Genomic DNA, 16,214 nt, shown 5'->3' with positions numbered 1-16,214 from the left:
CGTCGGTTTCGCCCAGAGCGCCGGCCTGATCCTCGGTGGTTCGATCAGCCAGAGCAACTTCCTCGGTACCGGTAACAAGGTGTCCATCGGCCTGACCCGTTCGGAATACCAGACCCGCTACAACTTCGGCTTCGTTGACCCCTACTTCACTGCCGATGGCGTGAGCCTGGGCTACAACGCCTTCTACCGCAGCACCGACTACGACGACCTCGACGTCGACGTGGCCAGCTACGCGGTGGACAGCTACGGTGCGGGCGTCAGCCTCGGCTACCCGATCAGCGAGACCTCGCGCCTGACCTATGGCCTGAGCGTGCAGCAGGACAAGATCAAGACCGGCAAGTACACCGTTGACGAGATCTTCGATTTCCTCGAAGAGGAAGGCGACAACTTCCTGAACTTCAAGGCCTCGATCGGCTGGTCCGAGTCGACCCTGAACAAAGGTGTGCTGGCAACCCGTGGTCACTCCCAGAGCCTGACCCTGGAATCCACCATTCCGGGCAGCGACCTGTCGTTCTTCAAGCTCGACTACCGCGGCCAGCTGTTCAAGCCGATCACCAACGACTACACCCTGCGCCTGCACACCGAGCTGGGTTATGGTGACGGTTATGGCAGCACCTCGGGCCTGCCGTTCTACGAGAACTACTTCGCGGGTGGCTTCAACTCCGTCCGTGGCTTCAAGGACAGCAGCCTGGGCCCACGCAGTACCCCAAGCCGCGGCGAGGCCAACGGTGGCAAGCCAGGCACCATCGCCGACCCGGACCAGGATCCGTTGCCGTTTGGTGGCAACGTGCTGGTACAAGGTGGTGTCGAGCTGCTGTTCCCGCTGCCGTTCGTCAAGGACCAGCGTTCGCTGCGCACCTCCGTGTTCTGGGACGTGGGTAACGTGTTCGACACCAATTGCGGCAACCAGCCGGATTGCGAGAAGGTCGGTTTCTCGGGCATGGCCAGTTCGGTCGGCCTGGGCGTGACCTGGATCACCGCACTGGGCCCGCTGAGCTTCAGCCTGGCAATGCCGGTCAAGAAGCCGGACGATGCCGACACCCAGGTGTTCCAATTCTCTCTGGGCCAGACCTTCTGAGGTCGGCCCTCGCTTAATGACAACGGTTTATCCAGGAGTGCATCGTGCGTAAGTTGACCCAACTGGCCGTAGTGGCCGCGGCGCTGGTCGCCACCCCGGCTTTCGCCGAAATGAAGGTTGCCGTCCTGAACTATCAGATGGCCCTGCTGGAGTCGGATGCCGCCAAGAAATACGCGGTGGATGCCGAGAAGAAGTTCGGCCCGCAACTGACCAAGCTGAAAAGCCTGGAAAGCAGCGCCAAGGGCATCCAGGACCGTCTGATCAAGGGCGGCGACAAGATGCAGCAGCAGGAGCGCGAGCGCCTGGAGCTCGAGTTCAAGCAGAAGGCCCGTGACTTCCAGTTCCAGTCCAAGGAACTGAACGAAGCCAAGGCCGTTGCTGACCGCGACATGCTCAAGCAGCTGAAGCCGAAGCTGGATGGCGCTGTCGAGGAAGTGATCAAGAAAGGCGGTTACGACCTGGTCCTCGAACGTGGCGCGGTCATTGATGTCAAGCCTCAGTACGACATCACCCGCCAGGTCATCGAGCGCATGAACCAAGCCCGTTGATATGACCGTGACCATGACGCTAGGCCAGTTGGCCGAGGCCCTCGGCGCCACCCTCAAGGGGCCCGAGGCGCTGCAGATTACCGGGCTGGCCACCTTGCAGGAGGCTGGCCCAGGTCAGTTGAGCTTCCTCGCCAACCCGCAGTACCGCAAATTCCTGGATAGCAGCCAGGCTGCCGCGGTGCTGCTGAAGGCGGCGGACGCCGAAGGCTTTGCCGGCAATGCGCTGATCGTCGCCGATCCGTACCTGGCCTACGCGCGCATTTCCCACCTGTTCGACCCCAAACCCAAGGCTGTGGCGGGTATTCATCCCAGCGCCGTGGTGGCCGAGGACGCGCAGGTGGACGCCAGTGCCAGCATCGGGCCGTTCGCGGTCATCGAAAGCGGTGCGCGCATCGCGGCTAATGTCAGTGTGGGTGCACACTGCGTGGTCGGTGCCCGTTGCGTGATCGGAGAGGGCGGCTGGCTGGCCCCACGGGTCACCCTGTACCATGATGTGACCATCGGCAAGCGTGTGGTCATCCAGTCGGGTGCGGTGATCGGCGGTGAAGGTTTCGGCTTTGCCAACGAGAAGGGCGTGTGGCGCAAGATCGCCCAGATCGGTGGCGTGACCATCGGCGACGACGTGGAAATCGGTGTCAATACCGCGGTCGATCGTGGCGCGCTGTCGGATACGCGGATCGCTGATGGGGTCAAGCTCGACAACCAGATCCAGATCGCCCACAACGTGCAGATCGGTGAGCATACGGCCATGGCTGCATGCGTCGGGATTTCCGGCAGCACGCGCATCGGCAAGCATTGCACCATTGCCGGAGGTGTCGGCATGGTGGGTCATATCGATGTCTGTGATAACGTTTTCGTGTCCGGGATGACCATGGTGACCCGTTCGATCACCGAACCGGGTGCCTATTCTTCCGGCACTGCCATGCAGCCACTGGCTGAATGGCGCAAGAGCGCCGCGCGTATCCGCCACCTGGACGACATGGCCAAGCGTCTCCAGCAGCTGGAAAAACGCGTCGATACCGTGACCTCAGGTGGCCAGCCGACATCAGAAGGCTGATACCATTCCCTGAGCAAGAGTGAACAGTCGCTAGCTGGCTCCTCTTTGGACTGCAAAAGGAGCGTGTGGTCAGCACCTGCGCTCCCTATTCTTATTACAGGCTTCCCCCCCGAAATGATGGACATCAACGAGATTCGCGAATACCTGCCTCACCGTTACCCGTTCCTGCTGGTGGACCGCGTGACGGAGCTGGACTACGAGGCCCAGAGCATTCGTGCCTACAAGAATGTCAGCATCAACGAGCCGTTCTTCAACGGCCATTTCCCGGCTCACCCGATCATGCCGGGCGTCCTGATCATCGAAGCCATGGCACAGGCCGCGGGTATCCTCGGTTTCAAGATGCTCGACGCCAAGCCGGCCGATGGCACCCTGTACTACTTCGTCGGCTCCGACAAGCTGCGTTTCCGTCAGCCGGTACTGCCGGGTGACCAGTTGGTGCTGGAAGCCAAGTTCCTCAGCCGCAAGAGCATGATCTGGAAATTCGAGTGCCGCGCCCTGGTCGACGGCAAGCCGGTCTGCTCGGCAGAAATCACCTGCGCGGAACGCTCCCTATGAATTCGATTGATCCTCGGGCCATTATCGACCCGTCGGCCAAGCTGGCCGATGGTGTCGAGGTCGGCCCCTGGTCGATCGTTGGCCCCGATGTGGAAATCGGGGAGGGCACCGTTATCGGCCCGCATGTTGTGCTCAAAGGGCCGACCCGCATCGGCAAGCACAACCGTATCTTTCAGTTTTCCTCGATCGGCGAAGACACCCCGGACCTCAAGTACAAGGGTGAGCCGACGCGCCTGGTGATCGGCGATCACAATGTGATCCGCGAAGGGGTGACCATTCACCGCGGCACCGTCCAGGACCGTGCGGAAACCACCGTGGGCGACCACAACCTGATCATGGCCTATGCCCACATCGGCCACGACAGCGTCATCGGCAACCACTGCATCCTGGTCAACAACACGGCCCTGGCCGGCCATGTGCACGTGGGGGACTGGGCGATCCTGTCCGGCTACACCCTGGTGCACCAGTACTGCCATATCGGTGCCCACGCGTTTTCCGGCATGGGCACGGCGATCGGCAAGGATGTCCCGGCCTTCGTCACCGTGTTCGGCAGCCCGGCCGAAGCCCGCAGCATGAACTTCGAAGGCATGCGCCGCCGGGGTTTCAGCGACGAGGTGATCCATGTGCTGCGCCGTTGCTACAAGATCGTCTATCGCCAGGGCCTGACCGTCGAAGACGCGCTCAAGGAGCTGGACGAACTGGCTGCGAAGCACCCTGAGGTCGATCTGTTCCGTCAGTCGATCGTGAACTCCGCCCGCGGCATCACCCGCTGACATGGCCCAGCTTTGCGTAGCCTTGGTCGCAGGTGAGGCCAGCGGCGACATTCTCGGTTCCGGCTTGATGCGTGCCATCAAGGCACGCCACCCCGACGTACGGTTCATCGGCGTTGGCGGCCCCTTGATGGAAGCCGAAGGCCTGCAATCCTATTTCCCCATGGAGCGCCTGGCCGTCATGGGCCTGGTCGAAGTGCTGGGGCGCCTGCGCGAGCTGCTCAAGCGCCGCAAGCTGCTGATCGAGACCCTGATCGGCGAAAAGCCCGATGTGTTCATCGGCATCGATGCCCCCGACTTCACCCTCAACATCGAACTGAAACTGCGTCAGGCCGGGATCAAGACCGTGCACTACGTCAGCCCGTCGGTCTGGGCCTGGCGGCAGAAGCGTGTGCTGAAGATTCGCAAAGGCTGCGACCTGATGCTGACGCTGTTGCCATTCGAGGCGCGGTTCTATGAAGAGCAGGGCGTACCGGTGCGCTTCGTCGGCCACCCGTTGGCCGACACCATCCCGCTCGAAGCCGACCGCCCTGCCGCACGTGCCGCGCTGGGCCTGGGCGAAGGGCCGGTAGTAGCGTTGATGCCGGGCAGCCGGGGCGGCGAAGTAGGGCGCCTGGGCGCACTGTTCCTGGATGCTGCCGAACGGCTGCGCCAGCAGGTACCGGGCGTGCGTTTCGTGCTGCCTTGCGCCAATGCCGCGCGTCGCGCCCAGGTCGAGCAGATGCTCGAAGGGCGCCAGCTGCCGCTGACCTTGCTCGATGGCCAGTCGCACCAGGCCCTGGCGGCCTGTGACGCGGTGCTGATCGCCTCGGGTACCGCCACCCTCGAAGCACTGCTGTACAAGCGACCGATGGTGGTGGCCTATCGCCTCGCGCCCCTGACCTACTGGATCCTCAAGCGCCTGGTAAAGAGCCCCTACGTGTCGTTGCCGAACCTGCTGGCCCAGCGGGCGCTGGTACCCGAGTTGCTGCAGGACGACGCCACCAGCGAAGCCCTGGCCAACACCCTGGCGCCGCTGGTGGCCGATGGCAGCCAGCAGACCGAAAGTTTCGACGAAATTCACCGCACCCTGCGCCGTGACGCCTCCAACCAGGCGGCCGAGGCGGTACTGGCCTTGCTCAAGGACCGCTGACATGCAAATTGGACTGGACTTCAACCTGGTCGAAGACCTGGTCGCTGGCGTCGACGAAGTGGGCCGTGGCCCGCTGTGCGGCGCGGTGGTGACCGCTGCGGTGATCCTCGACCCGGCGCGCCCGATCCTCGGCCTGAACGACTCGAAGAAGCTCACCGAAGCCAAGCGCGAGGCGCTGTTCGACGAGATCTGCGAAAAGGCCCTGAGCTTCTGCATCGCCCGCGCCGAGGTCGAGGAAATCGACCGCCTGAACATCCTGCACGCGACCATGCTGGCCATGCAGCGCGCCGTGGAAGGCCTGCACATTACACCGAAGCTGGCCCTGATCGACGGCAACCGCTGCCCGAAACTGGCCGTACCGGCGTCGCCGGTAGTCAAGGGCGACAGCCAGGTGCCGGCCATCGCGGCGGCGTCGATCCTGGCCAAGGTGACCCGCGACCGGGAGATGAGCGCATTCGAACTGATCTACCCGGGTTATGGCATTGGCGGGCACAAGGGCTACCCGACCCCGGTGCACCTCGAGGCACTGGCACGCTTGGGGCCTACACCCATTCATCGGCGTTCCTTTGCCCCGGTGCGGGCCGCGTGGGATGCACGTGAAGGCGTCACCGACTCCCTGATCTGAGCTATTAGTTCGTTGCTGCAGGTGTCACGCTATCCTCTGTGGGAGCGGCTTTAGCCGCGAACACCGGCGCAGCCGGTGCCATACACCGCGTTGGATTCTTCGCGGCGGTTCGACGCCTCGATGAACCCGCTCCCACAGGGGCGGCGGTGCGCGCACATTCTTTATTCTCTGGCCGACACCGCAATCCCAAATCCTATCCTCATTTAAGCTACAATCCCGCCCTTGTCGTTCAGCACTGCTACAGGATCTTCCATGTCGGTTCCCTTCGTTCACCTGCGCGTCCACTCCGAATTCTCGCTGGTCGACGGCCTGGTGCGGATCAAGCCGCTGGCCAAGGCGCTGGCCGGGATGAACATGCCGGCGGTGGCGATCACCGACCAGAGCAACATGTGCTCGCTGGTAAAGTTCTACAAGACTGCCATGGGCGCCGGCATCAAGCCGATCTGCGGCGCCGACCTGTGGCTGGCCGCTGCCGACCCGGAAGCACCGCTGTCGCGTATCTGCCTCCTGGCCATGAACCCCAAGGGCTACCGCAATCTCACCGAGCTGATCTCGCGCGGCTGGACCGACGGCCAGCGTAACGGCCTGGTCATCCTCCAGCGTGAATGGATCGCCCCCGCCAGCGAGGGCCTGATCGCCCTTTCCGCAGGCAAGGAAGGCGATATCGGCATGGCCTTGCTGGCCGGCAAGGACGATGAAGCCGAGGCCCTGCTGCAAGACTGGATGGGCATGTTCCCCGAGCGCTTCTACGTCGAAGTGCAGCGTACCAACCGTGCCCGTGACGAAGAGTACGTGCACGCCGCCGTGGCGTTGGCTGACAAGTTCGGCGCTCCGCTGGTCGCAACCAACGACGTGCGTTTCATCAAGCAATCGGACTTCGATGCCCACGAAACCCGCGTATGCATCGGTGAGGGGTGGACCCTCGACGACCCGCGTCGGCCAAGGATGTACAGCGACCAGCAGTACCTGAAGTCGGCCGAGGAAATGGCCGAGCTGTTCAGCGACCTGCCCGATGCCATCGCCAACACTGTCGAGATCGCCAAGCGCTGCAACATCCAGGTGCAGCTGGGCAAGTACTTCCTGCCCGACTTCCCAACGCCCAACGGCATGGGCATCGATGACTACCTGCGGCATGTGTCCCACGAAGGCCTGGAAGAGCGCCTGGCGGTGCTGTGGCCGAAAGAGACCACACCCAATTACGAAGAGAAGCGCCAGGTTTACCTGGACCGCCTGAAGTTCGAACTGGACATCATCATCCAGATGGGCTTCCCCGGTTACTTCCTGATCGTCATGGACTTCATCAAGTGGGCCAAGAACAACGACGTACCGGTTGGCCCGGGCCGAGGATCGGGTGCCGGCTCGCTGGTGGCGTACGTGCTGAAGATCACCGACCTCGACCCGCTGGCCTACGACCTGCTGTTCGAGCGCTTCCTCAACCCTGAACGTATTTCCATGCCCGACTTCGACGTCGACTTCTGCATGGATGGCCGTGACCGGGTGATCGACTACGTGGCCGAAGCCTATGGCCGCAACGCGGTCAGCCAGATCATCACCTTCGGTACCATGGCGGCGAAGGCGGTGGTGCGAGACGTGGCGCGGGTACAGGGCAAGTCCTACGGCCTGGCCGACCGCCTGTCGAAGATGATCCCCTTCGAAGTGGGCATGACCCTGGAGAAGGCCTACGAGCAGGAAGAGATCCTGCGTGACTTCCTCAAGGGCGATGAAGACGCCCGCGAGATCTGGGACATGGCCCTGAAGCTCGAGGGCGTGACGCGCGGTACCGGCAAGCACGCCGGTGGTGTGGTCATCGCCCCGACCAAGCTCACCGACTTCTCGCCGATCGCCTGTGACGAAGAGGGCGGCGGCCTGGTAACCCAGTTCGACAAGGATGACGTCGAGGCTGCCGGCCTGGTGAAGTTCGACTTCCTCGGCCTGCGGACCCTGACCATCATCAAGTGGGCGATGGAGATCATCAACCGCGAGCAGGCCAAGAAGAACCTGCCCGACGTCAACATCGACTTCATCCCGCTGGACGACCGCAAGACCTACGAGCTGTTGCAGAAGGCCGAAACCACGGCGGTGTTCCAGCTTGAATCGCGTGGCATGAAGGAGCTGATCAAGAAGCTCAAGCCCGACTGCCTGGAAGACCTGATCGCACTGGTGGCACTGTTCCGCCCGGGCCCGCTGCAATCGGGCATGGTGGACGACTTCATCAACCGCAAGCACGGTCGCGCCGAGCTGGCTTACCCGCACTCCGACTACCAGTACGAAGGTCTGAAACCGGTACTGGCACCGACCTACGGCATCATCCTGTACCAGGAGCAGGTGATGCAGATCGCCCAGGTCATGGCTGGCTATACCCTCGGCGGCGCCGACATGCTGCGCCGTGCGATGGGTAAGAAAAAGCCCGAGGAAATGGCCAAGCAGCGCGGTGGTTTCATCGAAGGCTGCGTGGCCAACAATATCGATGCGGATCTTGCGGGTAACATTTTCGACCTGGTAGAGAAGTTCGCCGGCTACGGCTTCAACAAATCCCACTCCGCCGCCTATGGCCTGGTGTCGTACCAGACCGCCTGGCTGAAAACCCACTACCCGGCGCCATTCATGGCCGCGGTGTTGTCGGCGGATATGCACAACACCGACAAGGTCGTGGTGCTGGTCGAGGAAGTGCGCAGCATGAAGCTGCGCCTCGACGCGCCGGACGTGAACTTCTCCGACTTCAAGTTCACCGTCAACAATGACGGGCGCATCGTCTACGGCCTGGGCGCCATCAAGGGCGTCGGCGAAGGCCCGGTGGAGGCGATCGTCGAGGCCCGCGCCCAGGGTGGCCCGTTCAAGGACCTGTTCGATTTCTGTGAGCGCATCGACCTCAAGCGGGTCAACAAGCGTACCCTCGACGCGCTGATCCGCAGTGGCGCGCTGGACCGCCTGGGCCCGCACTTCCATGACGAGATCAAGGCCTACCACGCCAACATCGACATCAACCGTGCAACCTTGCTCTCGGCGCTGGGCGAGGCCATCAAGGCTGCCGAGCAGGCCGCCCACACCGCCGACAGTGGCCACGTCGACCTGTTCGGCGGCATGTTCGAAGAGGCGGATGCCGACGTCTACGCCAACCACCGCAAGGTGCGCGAACTGACCCTCAAGGAACGCCTGAAGGGCGAGAAGGACACCCTCGGCCTGTACCTCACCGGCCACCCGATCGACGAGTACGAGACCGAGATCCGCCGCTTCGCCCGCCAGCGCATCATCGACCTCAAGCCGTCACGCGAAACCCAGACCATCGCCGGGATGATCATTGCCCTGCGGGTGATGAAGAACAAGAAGGGCGACAAGATGGGCTTCGTCACCCTGGATGACCGCTCCGGGCGCATCGAGGCGTCGCTGTTTGCCGATGCCTTCATGGCGGCACAGTCCTTGCTGCAGACCGATGCCATGGTGGTGGTCGAAGGCGAGGTCAGCAACGACGATTTCTCCGGTGGCCTGCGCCTGCGGGTGAAGCAGGTGATGACCATGGAGGATGCGCGCACCAAGCTGGCCGAGAGCCTGCGCCTGAAGGTGGCACACGAAGCGCTCAAGGGCGACCGGCTGAAGTGGCTGGGCGAGCTGATTACCCGCCATCGCGGCGCTTGCCCGATCACCCTCGAGTACACCGGCAGCGACGCCAAGGCCATGCTGCAGTTCGGCGAGCAGTGGGCGATCGACCCGGCCGATGGGCTGATTCAGGCGCTGCGTGACCAGTTCGGGCGTGAGAACGTCTTCCTGCAATATCGTTGAACCGACAAAAATTTAATCTCGACCTGAATGCGCCTGATCCCTTAAGGTAGGGCGCCAAACGGATCAACCGGCCGGCCGCCTGGCCGTAGACCCAAGACGGATGACTATGAACCCGAATTTTCTCGATTTCGAACAGCCGATTGCCGACCTGCAAGCCAAGATCGAAGGCCTGCGCCTGGTAGGCAACGACAACTCGCTGAACATCAGCGATGAAATTGCCCGTCTGCAAGACAAGAGCAACACCCTGACCGAAAGCATCTTCGGCAACCTGACCAGCTGGCAGATCGCCCGCCTGGCCCGTCATCCGCGTCGTCCTTACACCCTGGACTACCTGGAGCACATCTTCACCGAGTTCGAAGAGCTGCACGGCGACCGCCACTTCTCCGACGACGCTGCCATCGTCGGTGGTACCGCGCGCCTGGACGGCAAGCCGGTCATGGTCATCGGCCACCAGAAGGGCCGTGAAGTGCGCGAGAAGGTACGCCGCAACTTCGGCATGCCGCGCCCTGAAGGCTACCGCAAGGCCTGCCGCCTGATGGAAATGGCCGAGCGCTTCAAGATGCCGATCCTGACCTTCATCGACACCCCGGGCGCCTACCCGGGCATCGACGCCGAAGAGCGCAACCAGAGCGAGGCCATCGCCTGGAACCTGCGCGTGATGGCGCGCCTGAAAACCCCGATCATCGCCACCGTGATCGGCGAGGGTGGTTCCGGCGGTGCGCTGGCCATCGGCGTGTGCGACCAGTTGAACATGCTGCAGTACTCCACCTACTCGGTGATCTCGCCGGAAGGCTGTGCCTCGATCCTGTGGAAGACTGCCGACAAGGCAGCCGACGCAGCCGAGGCCATGGGCATCACTGCCGAGCGCCTGAAGAGCCTGAACATCGTCGACAAGGTCATCCAGGAGCCGCTGGGCGGCGCCCACCGTGACCCGGCGAAGATGTCGGAAAGCATCCGTGCCGACCTGGTACAGCAGCTGGACATGCTCGGCAAGCTCGACCATGACGCGCTGCTGGCCCGCCGTTACGATCGCCTGATGAGCTACGGTCTCTGATAGCGAGATGAATGGCACCGGCTTCGCCGGTGTTCGCGGGTGAACCCGCTCCCACAGGTATTGCGCAGCCCTCTGAAACGGCGCGATCCCTGTGGGAGCGGGTTCACCCGCGAATGCATTCTCGAATTGAGTGCGGGTTCGATGATCAACCTCACAGCTTGGCTCAACGCCCCCACCTGGTACATCGCCTTCTCCGGCGGCCTCGATTCCACCGTTCTCCTGCACCTGCTGGCCGACTACGCCCGTAATCACGCATCCCCTCCACTGCGCGCCATCCACGTCCATCACGGCCTGCAATCCGCCGCCGATGCCTGGCCCGCCCACTGCCAAACCATCTGCGACAATCTCGGCATCGAACTCCAGGTCATCCACGTCCAGGTCACCCCCGGCGCCAGCCTCGAACAGGCCGCCCGCGACGCCCGCTATGCTGCCTTCAGGCAAGCCCTCGGCCCGGGTGACATCCTGTTCACCGGCCAGCACCGCGATGACCAGGCCGAAACCCTGCTGTTCCGCCTGCTGCGCGGCGCAGGCCTGCGTGGCCTGGCTGCAATGCCGGGGCAGCGGGCGCTAGGGCAGGGCAGCCTGGTCAGGCCATTGCTGGGCTGTTCCCGCCAGCAACTGCAGGACCATGCCCAGGCCAATGGGCTGGCCTGGATCGAAGATCCGTCAAACGCTGACACACAATTTGCCCGCAACTACCTGCGCAGCGAAGTGTTTCCGCTGCTTCAGCAACGTTGGCCGCAGGCCAGCCAGAACCTGGCTCGCGCCGCCGAGCACCTGGGCGAAGCCCAAGGCCTGCTGGACGAGCTGGCCCAAGACGACCTGGCGCTCGCCGGGGAGGGCGCGCCGGTGGCTTGGCCGGGGCTGGACTCCCTCGACCTGGCTACTCTGGTGGCGCTGTCGCCGGCCCGTCAGCGCAATGCCTTGCAATACTGGCTGAGCCACCGTACCCGCCTGCCCGACACCCGGCACTGGGCCGGCTGGGCCGACCTGCGCGATGCCGCCGCCGATGCCCAGCCCGCCTGGCAACTTGCCGATGGGCAATTGCTGCGCAGTCATGGGCGCATCTGGTGGTTGAGCGGTGACTGGCTGCAGCTGCCCGTCGGCGAACTGGCCTGGGCCGATCCCGCCAAGCCTTTGCCGTTGCCGGGTAACGGCAGTGTGCGTCTTGTTGGCGCAGCGCCGCTGCACGGCTTGCGCATTGCCTACCGTCAGGGCGGTGAAGTGCTGGACCTCCCCGGCCGCGGCCGACGCGACCTCAAGCGCCTGCTCAACGAGTTGCAGGTGCCGCTTTTCCTGCGCCCGCGCCTGCCACTGCTGTACCAGGGCGAGCGCCTGCTGGCGGTGGCCAACCTGCCCGGGCTGGTGCAGGCTGATTGCCAGCTGTCCTGGCAGTTGCCGACGAACGCGCAAGGTTTGAGCTGAAGGGTACATTCGGGTAGACTACCCTCCCTTCTTGATACAGCTTCTGTGGGTTCCGCGAAAACACAGGAGTTGCCGATTACCAAGCAGTTTTTTGCTGGGCTGATTCTGGAAATGACGAGCGAGCTCCATGCCGGGGATACCCCTGGTCTGTACAGACGCGGCAGTTTTTCGAGATGCACTGTGATTGACGCAGGTGATCGGGGGCTTCGGCCTTCCTTCGCTTTCTCCGGCGGCGCTGGCCGCCTTAACGCAGACTTCTAGGGTTTTTCATGACGCGCTACATATTCGTCACGGGCGGTGTTGTTTCTTCATTGGGGAAAGGCATTGCCTCGGCTTCCCTGGCGGCCATCCTGGAAGCGCGGGGCCTGAAGGTCACCATGCTCAAGCTGGATCCGTACATCAACGTCGATCCGGGCACCATGAGCCCGTTCCAGCACGGTGAAGTGTTCGTCACCCACGATGGCGCCGAGACCGACCTCGACCTGGGCCACTACGAGCGGTTCATCCGCACCACCATGACCCAGAACAACAACTTCACCACCGGCCGCATCTACGAGCACGTACTGCGCAAGGAGCGTCGTGGTGACTATCTGGGCGCGACCATCCAGGTCATCCCGCACATCACCGACGAAATCAAACGTCGCATCATCAAGGGCGCCGGCGATGCCGACGTGGCCCTGGTGGAAATCGGCGGTACCGTGGGTGACATCGAGTCGCAGCCGTTCCTCGAGGCCATCCGCCAGCTGCGCGTCGAAGTGGGCTCCAAGCGCGCCATGCTGATGCACCTGACCCTGGTCCCGTACATCGCCACCGCTGGCGAGACCAAGACCAAGCCGACCCAGCACTCGGTCAAGGAGCTGCGCTCCATCGGCCTGCAGCCTGACGTGCTGATCTGCCGCTCCGACCACCCGGTCGATGCTTCGTCGCGTCGCAAGATCGCGCTGTTCACCAACGTTGAAGAGCGTGCGGTGATTTCGCTGGAAGACGTCGACACCATCTACAAGATCCCGGGCGTGCTGCACGCACAGGGCCTGGACGACTTCGTCGTCGAGCGTTTCGGCCTGCAGTGCAATGGCGCCGACCTGTCCGAGTGGGACAAGGTGGTCGATGCCAAGCTCAACCCCGAGCACGAAGTGACCATCGCCATGGTCGGCAAGTACATGGAGCTGCTGGATGCGTACAAGTCGCTGATCGAAGCGATGAGCCACGCCGGCATTACCAACCGCACCAAGGTCAACCTGCGCTACATCGACTCGGAAGACATCGAGAACCAGGGCACCAGCCTGCTCGAAGGCGCCGATGCCATTCTGGTACCGGGCGGTTTCGGCCTGCGCGGCGTGGAAGGCAAGATCACCGCGGTGCAATACGCCCGTGAGAACAAGGTGCCGTACCTGGGTATCTGCCTGGGCATGCAGGTGGCCGTGATCGAATTCGCCCGTAACGTGATGGGCTGGAAAGACGCCAACTCCACCGAGTTCGACCGCAACAGCGGCCACCCGGTAGTCGGCCTGATCACCGAGTGGGCCGATGCCACCGGTGCCGTCGAAACCCGCAGCGAAGCCTCCGACCTGGGTGGCACCATGCGCCTGGGTGCACAGGACTGCCAGCTGGCCGCCGGCTCCAAGGTGCACGACTGCTACGGCAAGGACGTGATCACCGAGCGTCACCGTCACCGCTACGAAGTGAACAACAACCTGCTGCCACAACTGGTCGACGCCGGCCTGGTGGTTTCCGGCCGTTCCGAAGACGGTGCGCTGGTGGAAGTGGTCGAGTCCAAGGACCACCCATGGTTCGTCGCCTGCCAGTTCCACCCGGAATTCACCTCGACCCCGCGTGACGGCCACCCGCTGTTCAGCGGCTTCGTCAAGGCAGCCCTGGCTCAGAAGAACAAGGCCTGATCAATGACCCAGAAGATCATTCGCGTCGGTAACATCGAGATCGCCAACGACAAGCCGTTCGTCCTGTTCGGCGGCATGAACGTCCTGGAGTCCCGTGACCTGGCAATGAAGGTCTGCGAGGAGTACGTGCGGGTGACCGAGAAGCTCGGTATCCCGTACGTGTTCAAGGCCAGTTTCGACAAGGCCAACCGTTCGTCGGTAACCTCGTACCGTGGCCCGGGCATGGAAGAGGGGCTGAAGATCTTCGAAGAGATCAAGCGCACCTTCAACGTGCCGGTCATCACCGACGTGCACGAGCCTTACCAGGCCGAGCCTGTAGCCAAGGTGTGCGACATCATCCAGCTGCCGGCCTTCCTGTCGCGGCAGACCGACCTGGTGGTGGCCATGGCCAAGACCGGCGCGGTGATCAACATCAAGAAGGCCCAGTTCCTCGCACCCCAGGAAATGAAGCACATCCTGACCAAGTGCGAGGAGGCCGGTAACGACCAGTTGATCCTCTGCGAGCGTGGTTCGAGCTTCGGCTACAACAACCTGGTGGTGGACATGCTCGGCTTCGGAATCATGAAGCAGTTCGAGTACCCGGTGTTCTTCGACGTGACCCACGCCCTGCAGATGCCGGGTGGTCGCGCCGATTCCGCCGGTGGTCGCCGCGCCCAGGTCACCGACCTGGCCAAGGCCGGCATGAGCCAGGGCCTGGCCGGGCTGTTCCTCGAAGCCCACCCCGATCCGGACAACGCCAAGTGCGATGGCCCATGCGCCCTGCGCCTGGACAAACTGGAGCCGTTCCTGGCCCAGCTCAAGCAACTGGACGACCTGGTGAAAAGTTTTCCGACGGTAGAAACCGCGTAAAGCTCGATTCTCGGGTAAAGTACCGTCCGATCCACCCCTGACCAGTCGGTCAGGGGTTCCCTTCACCCGGCCTGCCCACTGCAAGTCCGCCCGGTGAACGGCAAGAATTTCCTAAGCTAAGTTGTTTTCGTCAATTCTGGAGTGCTTACAACAATGGCAAAAATCGTCGACATCAAAGGTCGTGAAGTTCTCGATTCGCGTGGCAACCCCACCGTGGAAGCCGATGTACTGCTCGACAACGGCATCATCGGTAGCGCCTGCGCGCCGTCCGGTGCTTCCACTGGCTCGCGCGAAGCGCTGGAGCTGCGTGATGGCGACAAGAGCCGTTACCTGGGCAAGGGCGTGCTGAAGGCCGTCGCCAACATCAACGGCCCGATCCGTGACCTGCTGCTGGGCAAGGACCCTGCTGACCAGAAGGGCCTGGACCGCGCCATGATCGAACTGGACGGTACCGAGAACAAGGCCAAGCTGGGCGCCAACGCCATCCTGGCCGTTTCCCTGGCTGCCGCCAAGGCCGCTGCCCAGGACCAGGACCTGCCGCTGTACGCGCACATCGCCAACCTGAACGGCACCCCGGGCCAGTACTCGATGCCGGTACCGATGATGAACATCATCAACGGTGGCGAGCACGCCGACAACAACGTCGACATCCAGGAGTTCATGGTTCAGCCAGTTGGCGCCAAGACCTTCTCCGACGGCCTGCGCATGGGTACCGAAATCTTCCACCACCTCAAAGCCGTGCTGAAGGCCCGTGGCCTGAACACCGCTGTTGGTGACGAGGGTGGTTTCGCCCCTAACCTGGCTTCCAACGAAGACGCTCTGGGCGCTATCGCCGAAGCTGTCGAGAAAGCCGGCTACAAGCTGGGCACCGACGTGACCCTGGCCCTGGACTGCGCGGCTTCCGAGTTCTACGAAGACGGCAAGTACAACCTGTCCGGCGAAGGCAAGTCGTTCGACGCCGAAGGCTTTGCCGAGTACCTGAAAGGCCTGACCGAGCGCTTCCCGATCATCTCGATCGAAGACGGCCTGGACGAGTCCGACTGGGCTGGCTGGAAGATCCTCACCGACAAGATCGGCACCAAGGTGCAGCTGGTTGGCGACGACCTGTTCGTGACCAACACCAAGATCCTCAAGGAAGGCATCGAGAAGGGCATCGGTAACTCGATCCTGATCAAGTTCAACCAGATCGGCTCGCTGACCGAAACCCTGGAAGCCATCCAGATGGCCAAGGCTGCTGGCTACACCGCGGTGATTTCGCACCGTTCCGGTGAAACCGAAGACTCGACCATCGCCGACCTGGCCGTGGGTACTGCTGCTGGCCAGATCAAGACTGGTTCGCTGTGCCGTTCCGACCGCGTTTCCAAGTACAACCAGCTGCTGCGCATCGAAGAGCAACTGGGTGCCAAAGCGGTTTACCGCGGTCGTGCCGAGTTTCGCGGCTAAGCA

Annotated in this window: 13 protein-coding genes; all 13 read left to right on the top strand. The window is 63.0% G+C overall.

All coding sequences use genetic code 11. The features are described 5' to 3' along the window. Positions 1–1,078: outer membrane protein assembly factor BamA (gene bamA / locus CAG00_RS26275; RefSeq protein WP_085665691.1), on the top strand; the 1,078-nt coding region annotated here is incomplete at its 5' end. 44 nt (positions 1,079–1,122) lie between these two features. After that, complete coding sequence (locus CAG00_RS26270; RefSeq protein ID WP_015269197.1) at positions 1,123–1,626, top strand: OmpH family outer membrane protein; 504 nt, start codon at positions 1,123–1,125, stop codon at positions 1,624–1,626. A 1-nt stretch (position 1,627) separates the two neighbouring features. Further along, positions 1,628–2,683, top strand: coding sequence for a UDP-3-O-(3-hydroxymyristoyl)glucosamine N-acyltransferase (lpxD, locus tag CAG00_RS26265; protein WP_013971258.1), 1,056 nt, complete (start codon positions 1,628–1,630; stop codon positions 2,681–2,683). A gap of 114 nt (positions 2,684–2,797) precedes the next feature. Next, positions 2,798–3,238: a 3-hydroxyacyl-ACP dehydratase FabZ gene (gene fabZ, locus CAG00_RS26260; RefSeq protein WP_004375427.1), complete on the top strand. Its 441-nt coding sequence runs from the start codon at positions 2,798–2,800 to the stop codon at positions 3,236–3,238. Beyond that, positions 3,235–4,011 carry an acyl-ACP--UDP-N-acetylglucosamine O-acyltransferase gene (lpxA, locus tag CAG00_RS26255; RefSeq protein ID WP_025337980.1) on the top strand — a complete coding sequence of 259 codons (777 nt, stop codon included), beginning with the start codon at positions 3,235–3,237 and terminating at the stop codon, positions 4,009–4,011. The genes fabZ and lpxA overlap by 4 nt, the downstream gene beginning before the upstream one ends. Position 4,012: 1 nt before the next feature. Next, entirely contained in the window at positions 4,013–5,140 is a 1,128-nt protein-coding gene (gene lpxB / locus CAG00_RS26250; RefSeq protein ID WP_085665690.1) for a lipid-A-disaccharide synthase, read from the top strand. Position 5,141: 1 nt separating this feature from the next. Continuing rightward, entirely contained in the window at positions 5,142–5,765 is a 624-nt protein-coding gene (rnhB, locus tag CAG00_RS26245; RefSeq protein WP_013971261.1) for a ribonuclease HII, read from the top strand. A gap of 252 nt (positions 5,766–6,017) precedes the next feature. Further along, complete coding sequence (dnaE, locus tag CAG00_RS26240) at positions 6,018–9,542, top strand: DNA polymerase III subunit alpha (protein ID WP_085593288.1); 3,525 nt, start codon at positions 6,018–6,020, stop codon at positions 9,540–9,542. Positions 9,543–9,648: 106 nt separating this feature from the next. After that, complete coding sequence (gene accA, locus CAG00_RS26235) at positions 9,649–10,596, top strand: acetyl-CoA carboxylase carboxyl transferase subunit alpha (protein ID WP_015269200.1); 948 nt, start codon at positions 9,649–9,651, stop codon at positions 10,594–10,596. Between the two features lie 141 nt (positions 10,597–10,737). Continuing rightward, complete coding sequence (tilS, locus tag CAG00_RS26230) at positions 10,738–12,021, top strand: tRNA lysidine(34) synthetase TilS (protein ID WP_085665689.1); 1,284 nt, start codon at positions 10,738–10,740, stop codon at positions 12,019–12,021. 269 nt (positions 12,022–12,290) lie between these two features. Next, positions 12,291–13,919 (top strand): CTP synthase, encoded by a 1,629-nt coding sequence (locus tag CAG00_RS26225; RefSeq protein WP_025337984.1) that lies wholly within the window; start codon positions 12,291–12,293, stop codon positions 13,917–13,919. A gap of 3 nt (positions 13,920–13,922) precedes the next feature. Beyond that, entirely contained in the window at positions 13,923–14,768 is an 846-nt protein-coding gene (kdsA, locus tag CAG00_RS26220) for a 3-deoxy-8-phosphooctulonate synthase (RefSeq protein WP_025337985.1), read from the top strand. Positions 14,769–14,921: 153 nt separating this feature from the next. Next, positions 14,922–16,211 carry a phosphopyruvate hydratase gene (eno, locus tag CAG00_RS26215; protein WP_025337986.1) on the top strand — a complete coding sequence of 430 codons (1,290 nt, stop codon included), beginning with the start codon at positions 14,922–14,924 and terminating at the stop codon, positions 16,209–16,211. Positions 16,212–16,214: the final 3 nt, after the last annotated feature.

Origin of the sequence: Pseudomonas sp. B5(2017) (genome assembly GCF_002112825.1) — a bacterium.
Taxonomy (GTDB): domain Bacteria; phylum Pseudomonadota; class Gammaproteobacteria; order Pseudomonadales; family Pseudomonadaceae; genus Aquipseudomonas; species Aquipseudomonas putida_Z.
Note: the sequence above shows the minus strand (reverse complement) of the source record. Positions and strands in the feature narration are given on the sequence as shown.

Bases quoted from the DNA above. Each gene is read 5' to 3' on its own strand.
- accA (WP_015269200.1), top strand. From the start codon at position 9,649: ATGAACCCGAATTTTCTCGATTTCGAACAGCCGATTGCCGACCTGCAA.
- rnhB (WP_013971261.1), top strand. From the start codon at position 5,142: ATGCAAATTGGACTGGACTTCAACCTGGTCGAAGACCTGGTCGCTGGC.
- CAG00_RS26225 (WP_025337984.1), top strand. From the start codon at position 12,291: ATGACGCGCTACATATTCGTCACGGGCGGTGTTGTTTCTTCATTGGGG.
- tilS (WP_085665689.1), top strand. From the start codon at position 10,738: ATGATCAACCTCACAGCTTGGCTCAACGCCCCCACCTGGTACATCGCC.
- lpxB (WP_085665690.1), top strand. From the start codon at position 4,013: ATGGCCCAGCTTTGCGTAGCCTTGGTCGCAGGTGAGGCCAGCGGCGAC.
- dnaE (WP_085593288.1), top strand. From the start codon at position 6,018: ATGTCGGTTCCCTTCGTTCACCTGCGCGTCCACTCCGAATTCTCGCTG.
- lpxA (WP_025337980.1), top strand. From the start codon at position 3,235: ATGAATTCGATTGATCCTCGGGCCATTATCGACCCGTCGGCCAAGCTG.
- eno (WP_025337986.1), top strand. From the start codon at position 14,922: ATGGCAAAAATCGTCGACATCAAAGGTCGTGAAGTTCTCGATTCGCGT.
- lpxD (WP_013971258.1), top strand. From the start codon at position 1,628: ATGACCGTGACCATGACGCTAGGCCAGTTGGCCGAGGCCCTCGGCGCC.
- fabZ (WP_004375427.1), top strand. From the start codon at position 2,798: ATGATGGACATCAACGAGATTCGCGAATACCTGCCTCACCGTTACCCG.
- kdsA (WP_025337985.1), top strand. From the start codon at position 13,923: ATGACCCAGAAGATCATTCGCGTCGGTAACATCGAGATCGCCAACGAC.